Here is an 18,305-nt window from a genome sequence, read left to right as displayed (position 1 = left end):
CAGGCGGGCTGACGGCATGGCAGTGCGAGCCGAGGCCAATTGTTATCCGTGCAACAGCTGCTCGTCCTGCTGTGCACCACGCGGCTGGACGTTCCCAGGCCGACGCCCCACGACCCGGCCGGCCCCCGCGGCCGCCTGACAACGCCTGACAACGCCTCCCGGAGGGCCCCATGAGCATCACCAGCGCGAGCGACCCGGAAGCCGGCGGGGCCGTTCCCAACCGCGCCGCCACCTATCCCGACCGCGAAACCGCTCAGTGGGCGACCCAGCACGTCGTCACACGCAACGAGCAGGACATTCACCGCTGGCTCGCGCAGTCGACACGTGCGCGGCTCACAATCGAGGCCGCGTGGCCGTCGCGGGAAGAAGCCGTGGGCCGGGTGCTGCTCCAGGCGATGTCGCTGGCCGGCCGGGGCGCGATCGAGGTGCGGGCGGCGCGGGTCGTGCTGCGGCGCAGTGAGTCCAGCCCACACGGGTTCACCGTACACGCCACCTTCCCGATCTACCTCTGAGGCGGTCCGATGTCCCTGAGGCCTCTGCAACACGACACGCACTACGGCGAGTTGGACCAAGTCATGCGCGCCTATCTCGGGCAGGAAGCCGCCGATACCCCCGAGCGGCGCAGCCCCGCGCTCGACGCATACGTCCGGTACACCTGGCACTCCCGGCCGTGGGCACTCGCCGTCGCCGAGCAGCAGCTGCGGGAGTACGCCCAGCACCCTCCAGGCCGACTGAGACAACGGCTCGGCGAGTTCTACCCGGTGCCGGATGTGGGACGGAGTGACGAAGAGATCCAGGGCTGGCTCGCCCTCCTCGCCGACCACCTCAGGCGCAGCATCGAGCAGGGTGAGGCGCCGCGTCCCGCCCCTCCCGCCACGCACTGGGAGTGGCACGCCCGCTTCCCCGAGCTCGGGCAGCTGCTCGGCGGCTGGTTCTCGCAGGACATGCCGGAGGAGTTCGACGATCACGATGCCGCGATCCGGGACTACCGGGACAGCACGGATCCCTCGCTCCTCGCCGGCGTCATCGGGGAGCTGCACGAGCTGGCCGCCCTGGACCTGGACGAATCCCAATACGCCCTGGCCATCGCGGAGTTGGGCATGGAGGTGGACCCGCCGGCGCCCTACTCCCCCGGCGCGTGGCTCATCCTCCTCGCCGACCGGCTGGCCGGGCGCCACGCCGTCTGAACCCGCGCAGAACCGAGGGGCGGCAGCCGGCCGGCTGCCGCCCCTCGTTCGCGTACTGCTGCCCGCGGCTAGGCCGTCAGCTTCGTCAGGGCCGTGTCGATCCGCGCCAGCGTCTTCTCCTTGCCCAGGATCTCCAGGGACTCGAAGAGCGGGAGGCCGACCGTGCGGCCGGTGACCGCCACGCGGACCGGGGCCTGGGCCTTGCCGAGCTTCAGGCCGTGCTGCTCGCCGGCCGCGAGGACCGCGTTCTTCAGGGACTCCGGCGACGTCCAGTCCGCCGACTCCAGCTTCTCGCGGGCCGTGCGCAGCAGCGCGCCCGAGCCCTCCTTCATCGCCTTGGACCAGGACGCCTCGTCCTCGACCGGCTCGTCACGGAAGAGGAAGTCGACATTGGCCGTGATGTCGGAGAGGACCGTCACCCGGGTCTGGGCGTGCGGCGCGATCGCCTGCCAGGCCCGCTCGTCGAAGGACTCCGGGGCCCAGTTGGCGTGCGGGGCGCGCAGCCACGGCTCGCAGGCCGCCGCGAACGCCTTCTCGTCCAGCATGCGGATGTGGTCCGCGTTGATGGACTCGGCCTTCTTCAGGTCGAAGCGGGCCGGGTTGGCGTTCACGTCGGCGATGTCGAACTTCGCGACCATGTCCTGGATCGAGAAGACGTCCTGGTCCGCGGAGAACGACCAGCCCAGGAGGGAGAGGTAGTTGAGCAGGCCCTCGGGGAGGAAGCCGCGGTCGCGGTAGACGTTCAGGGACGCCTGCGGGTCGCGCTTGGAGAGCTTCTTGTTGCCCTCACCCATCACGTACGGCAGGTGGCCGAAAGCGGGGATCTCCTTGGCGATGCCCAGCTCGATCAGCGCCTTGTAGAGCGCGATCTGGCGCGGGGTCGAGGAGAGCAGGTCCTCGCCGCGCAGGACGTGGGTGATCTCCATCAGGGCGTCGTCGACCGGGTTGACCAGCGTGTACAGCGGGGCGCCGTTCGCACGGACGATGCCGTAGTCGGTGACGTTCTCCGCCTGGACGGTGATCTCGCCGCGGACCAGGTCCGTGAAGGTGGTGGCCTCGTCGGGCATCCGGAAGCGCACGACGTGGCTGCGGCCCTCGGCCTCGTACGCCTGCTTCTGCTCGGCGCTCACATCGCGGCAGTGGCCGTCGTAGCCGGAGGGCTTGCCGGCGGCGCGGGCGGCCTCGCGGCGGGCGTCAAGCTCCTCGGTGGTGCAGTAGCAGTTGTACGCGTAACCCCCGGCGAGCAGCTTTTCGGCGATGTCCCGGTAGATGTCCATGCGCTGCGACTGGCGGTAGGGCGCGTGCGGGCCGCCGATCTCGGGGCCCTCGTCCCAGTCGAAGCCGAGCCAGCGCATGGAGTCCAGGAGCTGGTTGTACGACTCCTCGCTGTCGCGCGCCGCGTCGGTGTCCTCGATGCGGAAGACGAGCGTGCCGCCGTGGTGCCGGGCGAAGGCCCAGTTGAACAGGGCGGTGCGGACCAGGCCCACGTGCGGGTTGCCGGTCGGGGAGGGACAGAAACGAACGCGGACGTCCGCGTCCAGGGGGTTAGCCACGCTTGATCACCCTGTTGGTGAGAGTGCCGATGCCTTCGATGGTGACGGCGACCTCGTCGCCGACGTTGAGGGGGCCGACCCCGGCCGGGGTGCCGGTGAGGATGACGTCGCCGGGGAGCAGCGTCATGGCCTCGGTGATGTGGACGACCAGGTCCTCGATGGAGCGGACCATGTCGGCGGTGCGCCCGAGCTGGCGCTGTTCGCCGTTGACGGTGGCCTGGATGGCGAGGTCGCTCGGGTCCAGGTCGGTCTCCACCCAGGGGCCGAGCGGGCAGGAGGTGTCGAAGCCCTTGGCCCGGGCCCACTGCTTCTCGCGCTGCTGCACGTCGCGGGCGGTGACGTCGTTGGCGCAGGTGTAGCCGAAGATGACGTCCTTGACGCGCTCGCGCGGGACCTCGCGGCACATGCGGCCGATGACGACGGCGAGCTCGGCCTCGTGGTGCAGCTCGTTGGAGAAGGAGGGGTACTCGATGGAGTCGCCGGAGCCGATGACCGAGGTGGTCGGCTTGAAGAAGGCGACCGGCACGTCCGGGACCTCATTGCCGAGCTCCTTGGCGTGTTCCGCGTAGTTGCGGCCGATGGCCACGACCTTGTTGGGGAGCACGGGCGGCAGGAGACGGACCTTGCTCAGCGGGACTTTCGTGCCCGAGAGTTCGAAGTCCGCGTACGGGATGCCCTTGATGATGTCGAGCACGAGGCTGTCGGGGCTGTCGCCCTCGACAGCCCCGAAGGCGACATTGCCGTCGATGGAGAACCTGGCGATGCGCACGAGTGCTGTCGCCCCTCACTTCGCTGTGTCTGGTACTGGCCGGTGTCTGACGCTCCAGGCTAACGCGGACGGGGACACCGGCTGTGCGGGTGCGCGCGGCGGCGCGACCGGCGAGGGCCGAGGGGCGCGCGCCATGGGCGCCCGGCCGCCGCGGGGGCACGCGTCGTGCGGGGCCGGCCTGCTACGGGGGGCGCGTCATGCGGGGCCCGGAGCCCGCTGCGGGGGCGCGCGTCAGGCGGGGGACGCCGGAGCCCGCTGCGGGCGCGGGCCGCGCGGGGTCAGCCCGCTACGGGCGTGGGCTCGGCGGGGGCGGGCGTGACGGGCGCCGTCATCAAGATGGTGCGGCGCGGGTTGGCCGTCTGGGCCGGCAGGTCGACGGTGTGCTCCGGCTGGGCCGCCCGCTGAAGCTCTTCGGCGTCCGCGAGGTGCGCGAGGGTGGTGCGGCGCGGGTTGGCTATGTTCCGGATGCTCATCGTCGTCTTCATCTCTGCTGCGAACCCTGTCGTTTCGGGCACCCCGGGGCGCCGGCGGTCGGTGTGGCTATCCCTGTAAAGCGTCAGGCTAAACATTCGAATTCCCGGCAAAGGACCGTAGAGACGGCGATCAACATGTGAGTTTGCTCACGAATGAAGCCACAAAAGGGATATAAAGGTCCGTCAACTACCCTTCCCGGAACGGACATTACGGTATTGAAACGCTCATTCCGCTCCTGATCATCGCGACTGGGACACCCCCCACCCGTAAGCGACTCGTAAGCAAAAGTCCGTTTCCTCCGCGATCACTTTCTACATGTTGTGACGCGATACTCACAATGTGTCACTCACGTCACGGTGCGGGGCGCGGGCCTTGTTGGAGATCCGGCACTGTGCTGGAATTCCACGCACCGCCGCGGGTCACTGACCGGCGCGCAGGGGCGCAACGCAGCGCCGGGTGAGCGGCGGGAGGGGGAGCAGGACAAGCGCCGGTCACTCAGACCACACAGGGGGCGCGCAGTGCCCCCATGACGCCGACACCGTCCCATCCGCCTGTGCGGAGGGACGCCTGGTCCAGAGGTTGCGACGCTAGTGCAGGGACGTTTCAAGAGGGATGGCAGCGCTGCGGCGGAGCAGGAGCCGCAGGGTGGGACTGGTTCCAAGACAGCCAGTTCCTCGCCCCAGCACGCCCAGAACCCCCGGGGCCCCGAGAATCCATCCGGTTCGCCGGCCGGCGAGGCGAACGGTCAGACGGCGCGCACCAGCGGGCCTTCCGGCGCGTCCGGCTCCCCCGGCGCCTCCGGTCCCTCCGGCGCCTCCGGTGACGACCAGCAGGGCGCCGAACGCAAGGCGACGGGACCGGTCGACACCGGCTCCCGAATAGCCCTGCGCAACTGGCGCATCTCGACGCGTCTGGTCGCCCTGCTCGCCCTGCCCGTGGTCGCCGCGACCACCCTGGGCGGTCTGCGCATCAACCAGTCGATGAACGACATGCAGCAGCTCGACCACATGCAGCTGCTCACCGACATGACCAAGCAGGCCACCGAGCTGGCCGCCGCGCTCCAGACCGAGCGCGACGACTCCGCGGGCCCGCTCTCCACCGGGACCTCCGACGCCCGCGTCCAGACCGACCGTTCGGCCACCGACCTGGTCAAGAAGTCGTTCATCAACACGACCCAGGACATCAGCGGCACGGAGAACGACGACGCCCTGGAGTCGATCCGGCGCAACGTCACCAACATCGCCATCCAGCTCCAGGACCTGGAGAGCATCCGCAAGACCGCCTACAAGGACGGCTCCACCGACTCCCAGACGGTCGAGTCCTACAGCCGTCTCATCCGCGGTCTGCTCAGCCTCTCGCAGGACATGGCACAGGCCACCTCCAACCCGGAGATGATCAAGCGGACCCGTGCGCTCGCGGCGTTCTCCTCCGCCAAGGAGTACGCCTCCGTGCAGCGCGCGATCATCGCCGCCGCGCTGCCCGCCACCAAGGACAAGGCCGGCAACCTCCTGGAGCCCGACCGCCTCTACGCCAAGGCCGCCCAGGACGGCGAGCGCCAGGCCCTCGCCTCGTTCCAGAACGTGTACGAGGCCAACGGCGGCAACGCCACCGTGCTGATGGCCCCGCTGGATAAGGGCAACGCGGAGATCACCGCGGCCAACGCCTACTCCCAGCACGTGCTCAAGAACACCGGCGCGATGGCCCAGGAGCAGCGGCGCTCCTACCTGGACTGGTACGACCAGGACTCCAACAAGATCAACCAGATGAAGACCATCGAGCAGACGCTGCTCGGTGAGATGGAGCAGAAGGCGCGCGAGCTGCGCGACTCCTCGCAGCGCGACGCGATCCTCAACGGTGTGCTGATCCTCGTCGTCCTCGGCGTCTCGCTGGTCGGCGCGTTCATCGTGGCCCGCTCCATGATCCGCTCGCTGCGCCGCCTCCAGGACACCGCGACGCGGGTCGCCCAGGACCGTCTGCCCGAGCTCGTCAAGCAGCTCTCCGAGTCCGACCCGCAGGACGTCGACACGTCCGTGGAGTCGGTCGGCGTGCACTCGCGAGACGAGATCGGCAAGGTGGCCGCGGCCTTCGACGACGTGCACCGCGAGGCCGTCCGCCTCGCCGCCGAGCAGGCCCTGCTGCGAGGCAACGTCAACGCGATGTTCACCAACCTCTCGCGCCGCTCGCAGGGTCTCATCCAGCGTCAGCTCTCGCTCATCTCCGAGCTGGAGTCCCGTGAGGCCGACCCCGACCAGCTGTCCTCGCTGTTCAAGCTGGACCACCTCGCGACCCGTATGCGCCGTAACGGCGAAAACCTCCTCGTCCTCGCCGGTGAGGAGCCGGGCCGGCGCTGGACGCGCCCGGTCCCGCTGGTCGACGTGCTGCGCGCCGCCGCGTCCGAGGTGGAGCAGTACGAGCGCATCGAGCTGGCCGCCGTGCCCGCCACCGAGGTCGCCGGACGCGTGGTCAACGACCTCGTGCACCTGCTCGCCGAGCTGCTTGAGAACGCGACCTCGTTCTCCTCGCCGCAGACCAAGGTGCGCGTCACCGGTCACGCGCTGCCCGACGGCCGCGTGCTGGTCGAGATCCACGACACCGGCATCGGCCTCTCCCCCGAGGACCTTGCCGCGATCAACGAGCGGCTTGCGTCGCCGCCCACCGTGGACGTCTCGGTCTCGCGCCGCATGGGTCTGTTCGTGGTCGGCCGCCTGTCCCTGCGACACGGCATCCGCATCCAGCTGCGCCCCTCCGACTCCGGTGGCACGACCGCGCTCGTCATGCTGCCCGTCGATGTCGCCCAGGGCGGCAAGAAGATGCCCGGCAAGCCGGGTGCCGGTCAGCCGCAGGCACCGGCGGGCCAGGGCGGCCGTCCCGGTCTCGCGGGCGGTCCGCCCTCGCGTGCCGGTCTCGCCGCGGGCCCGCTCGGCAGCGCCAACGGCGGCTCCGGCAGCCGGCTCGGCGCGGGCGCCCCGCGCGGCCAGGTCTCAGGCGCCCCGGGTCCGCGCGCCGCGCTGCCGCCCCGCGACGGCGGCCCGCAGCAGGGCCGGCCCGGACAGGGCCAGGCCCCCCAGCAGAACCAGCAGTCCGCCTTCGGCGCCGGCCCGGCCACTCCCCCGGCCGCCCCGCGCCGGGGTGACCGTCCCATCACCCCGCCGCCCGGCGCCCCGCGCGCCGAGCTGCCCGGTGGCAACCCGCAGGGCCCGCAGCCGGTCCGGCCGCAGGCCGCGAGCTGGGGCAGCGACCCGTCCTCGGCCCTCGACGCCCCGCGTGGCCACGAGGAGCCGGAGCAGCACACGGGCCAGTACCCCCGCCCCGCGCTCGACGACCATCAGGGTCCCGGCGCCACCGCCGAGTTCGCCAGGCCCGACTTCGACGGGCCCCCGCCGGGCTCGCGGCAGGACCAGTCCTCGTCGGGCACCGGCCAGTTCGTCCGGCCCGACGTGTTCGGCGCGCCCGCCCCGCAAGGTCCGGCCGCGACCGGCCAGTTCGAGCGCCCCGGCTCCTACAACGGCTTCGGCGACCCCTCGGACACCGGCCAGTACGCCCGCCCAGGCCAGGACCTGTCCGACACCGGCCAGTACACGCGTCCCGGCCAGGGCGGTGACGCCGGTCAGTACGGGCGTCCCGGCGCCGACGACCTCCAGGGCCCGTCGAACACCGGTCAGTACGCCCGGCCCGACTTCAACGCGCCGCGCCCGCCCGCGCCGCAGCCCGCGCAGCCGCAGCAGTACCAGCAGCAGACGCCGCAGCAAGGGCCGCAGCAAGAGGCGCAGCAGGGACAAGCCTTCGGTCAGGGCGCCCCGCGCCGGCACAACGACGGCAACGACTTCGGCGCCCCGCGCCAGCCGGTGGGAAGCCTGCCCGCGCAGCCGGGACCGGAGGCGCTGCCGCCGGCCGGCGCCGGTGACGGGCGCACCCCGCTGTACGACACGCTGGAGACCAACTGGTTCCAGCAGCAGGCCCAGCAGGGCAGCCTGCCGCAGGAGAGCGCCGCGCCGTCGCAGCAGGCCCCGCAGCAGCCCCTGCCCGAGCGCCGTCCGGTCCGTGAGAGCGGCGCCAACGGCACGAACGGCTCGGGTGCCACGGCCAACGGCACCGGCGCCTGGCGCAGTTCACCCAACGACGACCTGGTGCGCCAGGCCGAGCGGGCCCGCAAGCCCGCCGCCGGCGGCATCACCACGTCCGGTCTTCCCAAGCGGGTCCCGCGCGCCAACCTGGTGCCGGGCACCGCACAACAGCAGAACCACCAGGCAGGACCCCAGGTCTCCCGGGCGCCCGACGACGTGCGCGGCCGGCTGACCAATCTCCGCCGGGGCATCCAGCAGGGCCGGCAGGCCAACAACGGCCCGACCGGCAGCTTCCACGTGGACCCCACTCACCAGCAGGAGCGTTAGTTGAGTCCGATGAGCCAGGCGGCACAGAACCTGAACTGGTTGATCACCAACTTCGTGGACAACACCCCAGGGGTGTCCCACACAGTGGTGGTCTCCGCCGACGGCCTGCTCCTCGCCATGTCCGAAGGTTTCCCGCGCGACCGCGCCGACCAGCTGGCCGCCGTGGCGTCCGGTCTGACCTCGCTGACCGCCGGGGCCTCCCGGATCTTCGAGGGCGGCAGCGTCGCCCAGACCGTGGTGGAGATGGAGCGTGGCTTCCTCTTTTTGATGTCCGTGTCCGACGGTTCCTCCCTGGCCGTACTGGCGCACCCGGAGTGCGACATCGGCCTGGTGGGCTACGAGATGGCTCTCCTGGTCGACCGCGCGGGCAGTGTCCTCACTCCGGACCTGCGCGCCGAGCTCCAGGGCAGCCTGCTCCACTGACCGCAAATCCCCCGGCCGAGCCGCTCGCGAGGCCGGGGGTCGGGAGCCGAGGCGCCGCCCCCTCCGGCGCGTACGGCTCCCGCACGACGCAGAACATCCGTCCAGGCCGCACCACTTCCCCCCACCGGCCCTGCCAGACGGCTTGCAGATGCCTTGCTGTCCCCGCCCGGAGGAACCAATGACCCCGCCATCCGCCTCACACGATTCGTACGGCGCCCTGCACGACGCGGCGTACGACAGTGAAGGCGACCAGCCGCTGGTCCGTCCGTACGCCATGACCGGCGGCCGCACCAGGCCGCGCTACCAGCTCGCCATCGAGGCGCTGGTCAGCACCACAGCCGACCCGGCGCACCTCGCCACGCTTCTTCCCGAGCACCAGCGGATCTGCCACCTGTGCCGTGAGGTCAAGTCGGTGGCGGAGGTCTCGGCGCTGTTGCAGATGCCGCTGGGTGTCGCCCGGATCCTGGTGGCCGACCTCGCGGAGGCCGGCATGGTGGCGATCCACCAGCCCGGCAATGGAGAGACCGGCGGCACGCCGGACGTAACGCTGCTCGAAAGGGTGCTCAGTGGACTTCGCAAGCTCTAGCGGCGGTGCCGCCCGTTCCACCACGTCGGCGAAGATCGTGGTGGCGGGCGGCTTCGGCGTGGGCAAGACCACGTTCGTCGGCGCGGTCTCGGAGATCAACCCCCTGCGCACCGAAGCCGTGATGACGTCCGCGAGCGCGGGCATCGACGACCTCACCCACACCGGCGACAAGACGACCACCACGGTCGCCATGGACTTCGGCCGCATCACCCTGGACCAGGACCTGATCCTGTACCTCTTCGGCACCCCCGGCCAGGACCGCTTCTGGTTCATGTGGGACGACCTCGTCCGCGGCGCCATCGGCGCCGTCGTCCTCGTCGACACCCGCCGCCTCGCCGACTGCTTCCCCGCCGTCGACTACTTCGAGAACTCAGGACTCCCCTTCGTCATCGCCCTCAACGGCTTCGACGGACACCAGCCCTACACCCCCGACGAAGTACGCGAAGCACTCCAGATCGGCCCCGACACCCCCATCATCGTCACCGACGCCCGCCACCGCGCGGACGCCAAGAGCGCCCTCATCACCCTCGTCGAACACGCCCTCATGGCGCGCCTCAAGTAGGTAGTGCCCTACGGCAGTTGTCGTAGACGAAACGGGGGCGGACTGTGTCCTTTGACACGATCCGCCCCCGCGTTCATAACGTTTCGACAGAGAATTCTCGTGTCACCGCAACCCGCCGCGTTCATCCGGTGTCACTGCGCACACGCCAGCCCCGCCATTTGGCGGGGCTCGCTCTTTATGCCCGTTTTATCTGAGGCCTTGGCCACTCGGAACCTGAGATTCCAGACGTTTGGATGGCAGCCGTCGCACGTGCTGGAATTCGACGAACTCCCGAGTAGTACGGCTGGTACGGCCCCGAGAAGTACGGCTCTGAAACACAAAGCGGCACGCCACCCTGGTGCCGGCTCCGAGAGGTTGTTGGTCGAGTGAAGCGAAGCAGGACGAGCTCCGCGACGCAGCAGGCGCGGGGCAACTTCACCCCGCCCGAGCGCGCGGCGGCGGCACCGGCGCCAGGGACCTCCACCCAGGATTCCGGCAAGGACACGAAGACCCCGGCCAGCAGCAGCCGCTTCTCGCCGCGCAACTGGCGGGTGGCCACCCGGCTGAACGCGATCCTGCTCATCCCCGTGCTCGTCGGCCTCGTCATGGGCGGCTTCGAGGTGAACGGGTCCATAGCCACCTGGCGCGACGCCCGCAACGCCGAGAAGGTCGCCACCATCGTGCGCGCGGCGTCCGACTACGGCCAGGCCCTGCTCAACGAGCGTGACCTCACCGCCCAGCCGCTCCTGGAGAACCAGCGCGACAGCGACGTGGTCAGCAAGGCGTACGCCGCCTCCGACGCGGCCCGCGCCAAGTTCGACCAGGCCGTCCAGGGCATGCCGAGCACCCCGAGCCTCAAGCGCCGTCTGGCCAAGGTCCGCGAGGCCGAGAAGACCCTCGACGACCTGCGCAAGACCGCCTACGCCAAGGGCGTCGAGGCGAAGAACCCGGTGCTGACCGAAGAGGGCTACACCGCGATCCCGCACTACCTGAGCACGTTCTCCAACGAGCTCGGTCTGGGCACCGGCAACATCACCAGCTACGGCCGCATGGTGTACGCGGTCGACCTCGCCAAGTCCGCCGAGTCGCTTCAGCGTTCCATCGGCATGCACCTGCTGCTGCGGCCCAGCGACGACCCGAAGGCCTTCCAGCTCCAGGTCAAGGCGTTCAACTCGTACAACTACCTGGAGTTCATCGCGCTCGGCGAGTTCGACGCGGGTGGCACGGACGCCGACAGCCAGAAGCTGAAGGACGTCATGACGCAGCAGGCGGCCAAGGTCGCCGGCGAGTTCCCGGGCGCCAAGCAGGAGGCCGACAACGGCCCGCACATCGGTGCGGCGCCCGCGGCCGACGGCTCGATCTACAACGGCATGGCCGCCGCCATCGGCGGGGCGCAGAACGCTGCGAGCCTCAAGACGCTCAAGGCGCAGGGCATCACCCCCGAGTCCTGGATGGCCGCCGCCACCTCGAAGTTCGACGGCTACACCACGGTCGAGGACGACCTGGTCACCCGGGCCGTGACCGAGGCCGGCCAGATCGCGGACGACGCCAAGACCACCGCCTACATCAATGGCGCGATCGTCGTGGTCTCGCTGCTCGCCGCCTTCGTCCTGGCCGGCATGGTGGCCCGCCAGATGAGCCGGTCGATGCGCAGGCTGCGCACCGCCGCCTTCGACGTGGCCGAGCAGCGCCTGCCGATGCTCGTCGACCAGCTCTCGCGCACCGAACCCGGCCGGGTCGACACCCGTGTCGAGCCGATACCGATCGACTCCACGGACGAGATCGGCGAGGTGGCCCGCGCCTTCGACCAGGTGCACCGTGAGGCCGTCCGGCTCGCCGCCGAGCAGGCCCTGCTGCGGGGCAACGTCAACGCGATCTTCACCAACCTCTCGCGCCGCAACCAGTCCCTGATCGAGGGCCAGCTGACCCTCATCACCGACCTGGAGAACAACGAGGCAGACCCGGACCAGCTGGAGAGCCTGTTCCGGCTCGACCACCTGGCGACCCGTATGCGCCGCAACGGCGAGAACCTGCTGGTTCTGGCCGGCGAGGAGCCGGGCCGGCGCTGGGACCAGCCGGTCCCGCTGGTCGACGTGCTGCGCGCGGCCTCATCCGAGGTGGAGTCCTACGAGCGCATCGAGCTGTCCGGGGTGCCGGAGGCGGAGATCCACGGCCGCGCCGTGACCGACCTCGTGCACCTGCTGGCCGAGCTCCTGGAGAACGCCACCACGTTCTCCTCCCCGCAGACCAAGGTCCGCGTCACCGCGACCCGGCTGCCCGACGGCCGCGTCATGGTCGAGATCCACGACAAGGGCATCGGCCTGACCGCCGAGGACTTCGCCGACATCAACCACCGGCTCGCCAACCCGCCGGCCGTGGACGCCGAAGTCTCCCAGCGCATGGGCCTGTTCGTGGTCGGCCGCCTCGCCGACCGGCACGGCATCCGCGTCCAGCTGCGCCCCTCGGGCGAGCAGGCCGGCACCACCTCGCTCGTCATGCTCCCCGACCCGATCACCCATGGTGGCGGCGGCGAGAGCGCGCCGGTGGGGGACGACTTCACGGTGTCCTCGATCATCCCCGAGCAGCAACAGCAGCAGCCGTACGAGTCCTCGCCCGCCCCGATGCGCACCGCCGCCGAGCTCGGCTTCGACGATTCGCGGTACGAGTCCGGCGAGGCCGAGCCCCGCGAACTCGACCCGGTCAACCGCTCGTTGATGCGCGAGGAGCGCCGCGCGGCCCTTGAGGCCCAGGCGCAGGGCGGCGAGCGCCCGCTGTACCGGGACGAGGTCGAGCCCCAGCAGGGCCAGGCCTACGACGGCTCCTACGACAGCCGGCAGGGCTACGCCGGGCAGGAGCAGCCCTACGAGGCCTCCTACGACAACCAGGCGGCGCCCGGCTACGACGGCTCGTACCAGGGCTCGTACCAGAACCAGCACACCCCCGAACACACCGGTGCCTACGCCCCGGACTCCTACGCGCCCCAGGGCGACTACCGGGAGTCCGGCTATGCGGAAGGCTCCTACCGGGACCAGACGGCCGGCCAGGGCTCCTACGAGGATCCCTACGCCGCCCAGGCCCCGCAGGACGACTGGCCGCAGGCGAACGCCTACCAGGAGCCCTACGCGGCCCCCTTCTCACCGGAAGCGGAATCCGCCGGGGAGAGCCGGGGCGTTCCCGAGGGCGCCGCGGACCGCGTAGGCTTCGACCGTCCGGGCCCCACCCCGACCACCGCCCATGAGCTGACCGACGCCGGTCTGCCCCGGCGCGGCAGCCAGCAGGACTGGCCGGCCGAGCCCCGGCAGGAACAGAGCGAGACGCCGGACGGGCCGGCCGACGACTGGCGTTCGACCAACGACGAGCGCTGGACGCGGGCCGAGAAGCTGCGTGAGCCCAAGGCCGGCGGGGTCACTCCTTCCGGTCTCCCCCGGCGGGTGCCCAAGGCCAATCTGGTCGAGGGCGCGGCCGAGCAGACCCCGCAGGGCGGCCCTCAGGTCTCCCGCGCTCCGGAGGACGTGCGCGGCAGGTTGAGCAACCTGCGCCGCGGCGTCCAGCAGGGCCGTAACGCGGGGTCGGACACAAGTAACACCTACAACCAGGAGCGTTAGTGTGAGCCCGATGAGCCAGGCGGCGCAGAATCTGAACTGGTTGATCACCAACTTCGTGGACAACACCCCCGGGGTGTCCCACACGGTGGTGGTCTCCGCCGACGGACTCCTGCTCGCCATGTCCGAAGGCTTCCCCCGGGACCGGGCCGATCAGCTGGCGGCCGTGGCCTCCGGTCTGACCTCCCTCACCGCGGGCGCCTCCCGGATCTTCGAGGGCGGCGCCGTCAACCAGACGGTGGTGGAGATGGAGCGCGGCTTCCTCTTCATCATGTCGGTCTCCGACGGTTCCTCCCTCGCCGTTCTCGCCCACCCCGAGGCCGACATCGGCCTGGTGGGATACGAGATGGCGCTGCTGGTGGACCGGGCCGGAAGCGTGCTGACCCCCGACCTCCGGGCGGAGCTTCAGGGAAGCCTTCTTAACTAGTTACCGATCAGTTCTCAATCAGCAGACAGGCCGTGCGTTTCTCGCCACCGCACCATAAAGTGCGGTGGCGCGGCCCCCATGGGACGGGCACCGGTAGTCGGAGGAGGAAACGTGACAACACCCCCAGGCGGGCACCCCTACAGCGGTGGACAGCAGTCTCCGGGTGAGCACGGCCAGAACCGCTTCAACTACCCTCCCGCGCCGGGCAGACACGGCCAGGGCCAGGGCCAGTACCAGCAGCCCTACCAGCAGCCGAACCGCCGCCCCGGCCCCTATGACCAGCCGCCGCAGCCCCGGATCGACACGGTGCAGCCGAGGCCGACCCCCCAGCCTTCTCCGGCGGCCGGCGCGCACAACCCTCTGGTGCGCCCGTACGCCATGACCGGCGGCCGCACCAGGCCGCGCTACCAGCTCGCCATCGAGGCGCTGGTGCACACCACGGCGGAACCGGCCAGGCTGCAAGGGCAGTTGCCCGAGCACCAGCGGATCTGCCACCTGTGCCGCGAGATCAAGTCGGTCGCCGAGATCTCCGCACTCCTCACCATTCCCCTCGGCGTTGCCCGGATCCTCGTCGCCGACCTGGCGGAGGCCGGACTTGTCGCCATCCATCAGCCCGGCGGCGACGAGTCCGCGGGCGGACAGCCAGACGTGACACTGCTCGAAAGGGTGCTCAGTGGACTTCGCAAGCTCTAGCGGCGGTGCCGCCCGTTCCACCACGTCGGCGAAGATCGTGGTGGCGGGCGGCTTCGGCGTGGGCAAGACCACGTTCGTCGGCGCGGTCTCGGAGATCAACCCCCTGCGCACCGAAGCCGTGATGACGTCCGCGAGCGCGGGCATCGACGACCTCACCCACACCGGCGACAAGACGACCACCACGGTCGCCATGGACTTCGGCCGCATCACCCTGGACCAGGACCTGATCCTGTACCTCTTCGGCACCCCCGGCCAGGACCGCTTCTGGTTCATGTGGGACGACCTCGTCCGCGGCGCCATCGGCGCCGTCGTCCTCGTCGACACCCGCCGCCTCGCCGACTGCTTCCCCGCCGTCGACTACTTCGAGAACTCAGGACTCCCCTTCGTCATCGCCCTCAACGGCTTCGACGGACACCAGCCCTACACCCCCGACGAAGTACGCGAAGCACTCCAGATCGGCCCCGACACCCCCATCATCGTCACCGACGCCCGCCACCGCGCCGACGCCAAGAGCGCCCTCATCACCCTCGTCGAACACGCCCTCATGGCACGCCTGCGCTGACGCCGCGCGGCTGGGGCGAGCGATACGGACGCGGGCCCACACCGGATGCCCAGGAGCGCGAGGGACCGCGCGGGACGACCTGAGCCGCCGGTGCGGGCCCGCCTCACTGTCCTTTACGCAGCAACTCGTCCAGTTTCAGGGCGAATTCGTCGGGGTGCGTCACCACACCCACGTGGCCGCCCGGGAACTCCCCGAGCGCGACCCCGTACCGCTCGGCGAGCGCGGCAGCCGGCCGGTAGAGCCGAAGCCCGTACGACGCCCACCCCGCGGCCGGCACCAACTTGTCCGCGTGCGCGTCCAGTTGCTCCCCATGTGGGACGTGCGCGCTGAACTGTCCCAGGACGCGCCCCAGGAAGAACTCCGAGTTCTCCCGCACCCGCGCGAACGTGGCGAGCATGCCCGGTGACAGCCCGGACAGGTCCGGCTTCTCACCCCGCTCCTCACCGCACCCCGCGCTCATCTCGGCCATGGCCGCGCCCTCCCCCTCGCGGTGGAAGGTCGCCACCACGTGGCTGAAAAAGGCGTGCTGCTCGGCGGCGTCCGGCAGCAGGGAGACCAGGACGGGCTCATGTGCGACGACCCGGGCCAGCCGCTCGGGGTGGCGGATCAGCAGGTCCACCGCCACGATCGCGCCCGAGCTGGTGCCGAAGACGTACGCGGGCGCCCCGTCGGGCGCCACCCGGTCGAGCAGCCTGCGGGCGTCGTCGGCCTGGGTCGCCACGCACTGGTCCTCGTCCGGCCCGTCAAGGGGGCTGCGCGAGTGGCCGCGCGGATCGTAGGTCACCACCGTGTAGCGGTCGGCGAGCGCGTCGGCGACCGGTTCGAGGATTCCGGCGTCCCCGCCGCCACCCACGATGAGCAGCAGCACGGGCCCTGACCCGCGCACCTCGTAGCGCAACGTCGCGCCGGGCACCTTCAAGGTGCCGATGGCCGGTTCGTTCACGGCCCTCTCCCCCTCTTTCTTTCCCGCTCTCTGCACTCCCGGGCGGCGCGGTGCGCATGGCCCGGGCCCCAACGTACCCAGCGCTCGGGCGCGGGCCCAGCGAAAAAGACGCCCCCGCCCAGGTGGGCGGGGGCGGGGCGCGTGGCGTTTCCGGGGAGGTCAGCCCTGCCAGGAGTGCGGGGCGCGGAAGCCGGGGGTGCGCTCGAGGCGGCGCCAGCCGGCGGTGGAGCGGCCGCGCTTGGGCGCGGGGGCGGGCTGGGCGGCGGCGCGCGCCAGCAGGATCGCGGTGATCGCGGCGAGCTCTTCGGGGGCGGCGTCGCCCTTCTCCACGCGGAGCAGGGACTCGGACGAGTTGGACTTCGGGGTGTTCACGTACGTCTCCTCTGGCTGAGTTCCTACTGGGGCGGATTGCCGTGCTTGCGGGACGGCAGGTCCGCGTGCTTGGACTTGAGCATCGCCAGGGAGGCGATCAGAACGGACCGCGTCTCGGCCGGGTCGATCACGTCGTCGACCAGGCCCCGCTCCGCCGCGTAGTACGGATGCATCAGCTCGGCCTTGTACTCCTTGACCATGCGCGCCCGCATCGCCTCGGGGTCCTCCGCGTCCGCGATCTGCCGGCGGAAGATGACGTTCGCCGCGCCCTCCGCGCCCATCACCGCGATCTCGTTCGTCGGCCACGCGTACGTCAGGTCCGCGCCGATCGACTGCGAATCCATCACGATGTACGCCCCGCCGTACGCCTTGCGCAGGATCAGCGAGATCCGCGGCACCGTCGCGTTGCAGTACGCGTACAGCAGCTTCGCGCCGTGCCGGATGATTCCACCGTGCTCCTGCGACACGCCCGGCAGGAACCCGGGCACGTCCAACAGGGTGATGATCGGGATGTTGAACGCGTCGCACATCTGTACGAAACGAGCCGCCTTCTCCGACGCCTCGATGTCCAGCACACCCGCCAGCGACTGCGGCTGATTGGCGACCACACCCACCACTTGACCGTCCAGGCGGGCCAGCGCGCAGATGATGTTCCGCGCCCACCGCTCGTGGACCTCGAGGAAGTCGCCGTCGTCGACCAGCTCCTCGATCACCTTGCGCATGTCGTAGGGACGGTTCCCGTCCGCCGGCACCAGGTCGAGCAGGACCTCCGAGCGACGGTCGGCGGGATCGTCACTGGCGTGGACCGGCGGGTTCTCCCGGTTGTTCGACGGCAGCATCGAGATCAGATACCGCACCTCCGCCAGGCACGTCTCCTCGTCGTCGTAGGCGAAGTGCGCCACACCCGAGGTCTCCGCGTGCACATCCGCGCCGCCCAGACCGTTCTGGGTGATCTCCTCGCCCGTCACCGCCCGCACCACGTCCGGGCCCGTGATGAACATCTGCGACGTCTCGCGCACCATGAACACGAAGTCCGTCAGCGCCGGGCTGTAGGCGGCGCCGCCCGCGCACGGGCCCAGCATCACGCTGATCTGCGGGATCACACCCGAAGCGCGCGTATTGCGCTGGAAGATCCCCCCGTACCCCGCGAGCGCGGAGACGCCCTCCTGGATACGGGCGCCCGCGCCGTCGTTCAGCGACACCAGCGGGGCGCCCGCCGAGATCGCCATGTCCATGATCTTGTGGATCTTCGTCGCGTGCGCCTCGCCCAGCGCGCCGCCGAAGATCCGGAAGTCGTGCGCGTACACGAAGACCGTCCGGCCCTCCACCGTGCCCCACCCGGTGATCACACCGTCGGTGTACGGCTTCTTCGCCTCCAGACCGAAGCCCACGGCCCGGTGCCGGCGCAACTGCTCCACCTCGTGGAAGGAGTCCGGGTCGAGCAGCAGGTCGATCCGCTCCCGCGCCGTCAGCTTGCCCTTGGCGTGCTGCGCCTCGGTCGCGCGCTCACTGGGCCCGCGACGGGCCTCCTCGCGCAGGGCGAGGAGTTCTGCCACGCGTCCACGCGTGTCGGTCGGCTCACCCTGGGTCTCGTCCACAACGGTCATGTACCGACCCTACGAAAGGGACCAAGGATTTCCTCCGTCGACTCCAAACAGTCTCAGGACCCCTTTCCTAGTGGGGGCTGACAGTAGACCTGCGCCAGGCGGCCGACTCGACAGCGTGGAGGCCCTGAGATCTGTTGGGTTCCGACAACCAAGCGGAACCGGGTCGTCAGCGTCG

16 protein-coding genes are annotated in these 18,305 nt (G+C 70.6%); 10 read left to right on the top strand and 6 right to left on the bottom strand.

The genetic code is table 11. The features are described 5' to 3' along the window. The first annotated feature begins 170 nt into the window (after positions 1-170). Both ABR738_RS28905 and ABR738_RS28900 read left to right on the top strand, forming a co-directional pair. Entirely contained in the window at positions 171-512 is a 342-nt protein-coding gene (locus tag ABR738_RS28905) for an RNase A-like domain-containing protein (protein ID WP_350232876.1), read from the top strand. A 9-nt stretch (positions 513-521) separates the two neighbouring features. After that, positions 522-1,187 carry a contact-dependent growth inhibition system immunity protein gene (locus ABR738_RS28900; RefSeq protein WP_350232875.1) on the top strand — a complete coding sequence of 222 codons (666 nt, stop codon included), beginning with the start codon at positions 522-524 and terminating at the stop codon, positions 1,185-1,187. A gap of 68 nt (positions 1,188-1,255) precedes the next feature. Here the strand turns inward: ABR738_RS28900 and gltX are convergent, their stop codons facing one another. From gltX to ABR738_RS28885, 3 genes are all read right to left on the bottom strand, one after another. Continuing rightward, positions 1,256-2,740 carry a glutamate--tRNA ligase gene (gene gltX / locus ABR738_RS28895; protein WP_350232874.1) on the bottom strand — a complete coding sequence of 495 codons (1,485 nt, stop codon included), beginning with the start codon at positions 2,738-2,740 and terminating at the stop codon, positions 1,256-1,258. After that, positions 2,733-3,509, bottom strand: coding sequence for a fumarylacetoacetate hydrolase family protein (locus ABR738_RS28890; RefSeq protein ID WP_350232873.1), 777 nt, complete (start codon positions 3,507-3,509; stop codon positions 2,733-2,735). Before ABR738_RS28890 ends, gltX begins: the two co-directional genes overlap by 8 nt. A 278-nt stretch (positions 3,510-3,787) precedes the next feature. After that, positions 3,788-3,994, bottom strand: a complete 207-nt coding sequence (locus tag ABR738_RS28885; protein ID WP_350232872.1) for a hypothetical protein — start codon at positions 3,992-3,994, stop codon at positions 3,788-3,790. A gap of 579 nt (positions 3,995-4,573) precedes the next feature. Here ABR738_RS28885 and ABR738_RS28880 point away from each other — a divergent pair. The 8 genes from ABR738_RS28880 to ABR738_RS28845 all read left to right on the top strand — a co-directional run bounded on the left by ABR738_RS28880 (position 4,574) and on the right by ABR738_RS28845 (position 15,208). Then, positions 4,574-8,374, top strand: a complete 3,801-nt coding sequence (locus tag ABR738_RS28880) for a nitrate- and nitrite sensing domain-containing protein (protein WP_350232871.1) — start codon at positions 4,574-4,576, stop codon at positions 8,372-8,374. A 9-nt stretch (positions 8,375-8,383) separates the two neighbouring features. Further along, on the top strand, positions 8,384-8,797 hold the full coding sequence (locus ABR738_RS28875) for a roadblock/LC7 domain-containing protein (RefSeq protein WP_100577622.1): 414 nt from the start codon (positions 8,384-8,386) through the stop codon (positions 8,795-8,797). Positions 8,798-8,975: 178 nt separating this feature from the next. Next, complete coding sequence (locus ABR738_RS28870) at positions 8,976-9,383, top strand: DUF742 domain-containing protein (protein WP_350232870.1); 408 nt, start codon at positions 8,976-8,978, stop codon at positions 9,381-9,383. Next, a complete protein-coding gene (locus ABR738_RS28865; RefSeq protein ID WP_100577621.1) occupies positions 9,364-9,945 on the top strand; it encodes a GTP-binding protein in 582 nt (193 codons plus the stop codon). The genes ABR738_RS28870 and ABR738_RS28865 overlap by 20 nt, the downstream gene beginning before the upstream one ends. 365 nt (positions 9,946-10,310) lie before the next feature. Continuing rightward, positions 10,311-13,529, top strand: a complete 3,219-nt coding sequence (locus ABR738_RS28860) for a nitrate- and nitrite sensing domain-containing protein (protein ID WP_350232869.1) — start codon at positions 10,311-10,313, stop codon at positions 13,527-13,529. Between the two features lie 10 nt (positions 13,530-13,539). Further along, positions 13,540-13,953, top strand: a complete 414-nt coding sequence (locus ABR738_RS28855) for a roadblock/LC7 domain-containing protein (protein ID WP_053725133.1) — start codon at positions 13,540-13,542, stop codon at positions 13,951-13,953. A gap of 111 nt (positions 13,954-14,064) precedes the next feature. Beyond that, positions 14,065-14,646, top strand: a complete 582-nt coding sequence (locus ABR738_RS28850; RefSeq protein WP_350232868.1) for a DUF742 domain-containing protein — start codon at positions 14,065-14,067, stop codon at positions 14,644-14,646. Continuing rightward, complete coding sequence (locus tag ABR738_RS28845; protein ID WP_100577617.1) at positions 14,627-15,208, top strand: GTP-binding protein; 582 nt, start codon at positions 14,627-14,629, stop codon at positions 15,206-15,208. Before ABR738_RS28850 ends, ABR738_RS28845 begins: the two co-directional genes overlap by 20 nt. 103 nt (positions 15,209-15,311) lie before the next feature. Here the strand turns inward: ABR738_RS28845 and ABR738_RS28840 are convergent, their stop codons facing one another. The 3 genes from ABR738_RS28840 to ABR738_RS28830 form a co-directional block, all read right to left on the bottom strand. Then, positions 15,312-16,151, bottom strand: coding sequence for an alpha/beta fold hydrolase (locus ABR738_RS28840; protein WP_350232867.1), 840 nt, complete (start codon positions 16,149-16,151; stop codon positions 15,312-15,314). A 159-nt stretch (positions 16,152-16,310) separates the two neighbouring features. After that, a complete protein-coding gene (locus ABR738_RS28835) occupies positions 16,311-16,523 on the bottom strand; it encodes an acyl-CoA carboxylase subunit epsilon (protein WP_350232866.1) in 213 nt (70 codons plus the stop codon). Positions 16,524-16,546: 23 nt separating this feature from the next. Next, on the bottom strand, positions 16,547-18,130 hold the full coding sequence (locus ABR738_RS28830) for an acyl-CoA carboxylase subunit beta (RefSeq protein ID WP_350232865.1): 1,584 nt from the start codon (positions 18,128-18,130) through the stop codon (positions 16,547-16,549). Positions 18,131-18,305 lie beyond the last annotated feature (175 nt).

Source organism: Streptomyces sp. Edi4 (assembly GCF_040253615.1).
Lineage (GTDB): Bacteria > Actinomycetota > Actinomycetes > Streptomycetales > Streptomycetaceae > Streptomyces.
This window is presented reverse-complemented; position numbering and strand designations above follow the sequence as displayed.

What these genes read in the sequence shown, in the direction of transcription:
- ABR738_RS28905 (WP_350232876.1), top strand. Translation starts at nt 171, where the DNA reads ATGAGCATCACCAGCGCGAGCGACCCGGAAGCCGGCGGGGCCGTTCCC.
- ABR738_RS28870 (WP_350232870.1), top strand. Translation starts at nt 8,976, where the DNA reads ATGACCCCGCCATCCGCCTCACACGATTCGTACGGCGCCCTGCACGAC.
- ABR738_RS28875 (WP_100577622.1), top strand. Translation starts at nt 8,384, where the DNA reads ATGAGCCAGGCGGCACAGAACCTGAACTGGTTGATCACCAACTTCGTG.
- ABR738_RS28855 (WP_053725133.1), top strand. Translation starts at nt 13,540, where the DNA reads ATGAGCCAGGCGGCGCAGAATCTGAACTGGTTGATCACCAACTTCGTG.
- ABR738_RS28830 (WP_350232865.1), bottom strand. Translation starts at nt 18,130, where the DNA reads ATGACCGTTGTGGACGAGACCCAGGGTGAGCCGACCGACACGCGTGGA.
- ABR738_RS28885 (WP_350232872.1), bottom strand. Translation starts at nt 3,994, where the DNA reads ATGAAGACGACGATGAGCATCCGGAACATAGCCAACCCGCGCCGCACC.
- ABR738_RS28900 (WP_350232875.1), top strand. Translation starts at nt 522, where the DNA reads ATGTCCCTGAGGCCTCTGCAACACGACACGCACTACGGCGAGTTGGAC.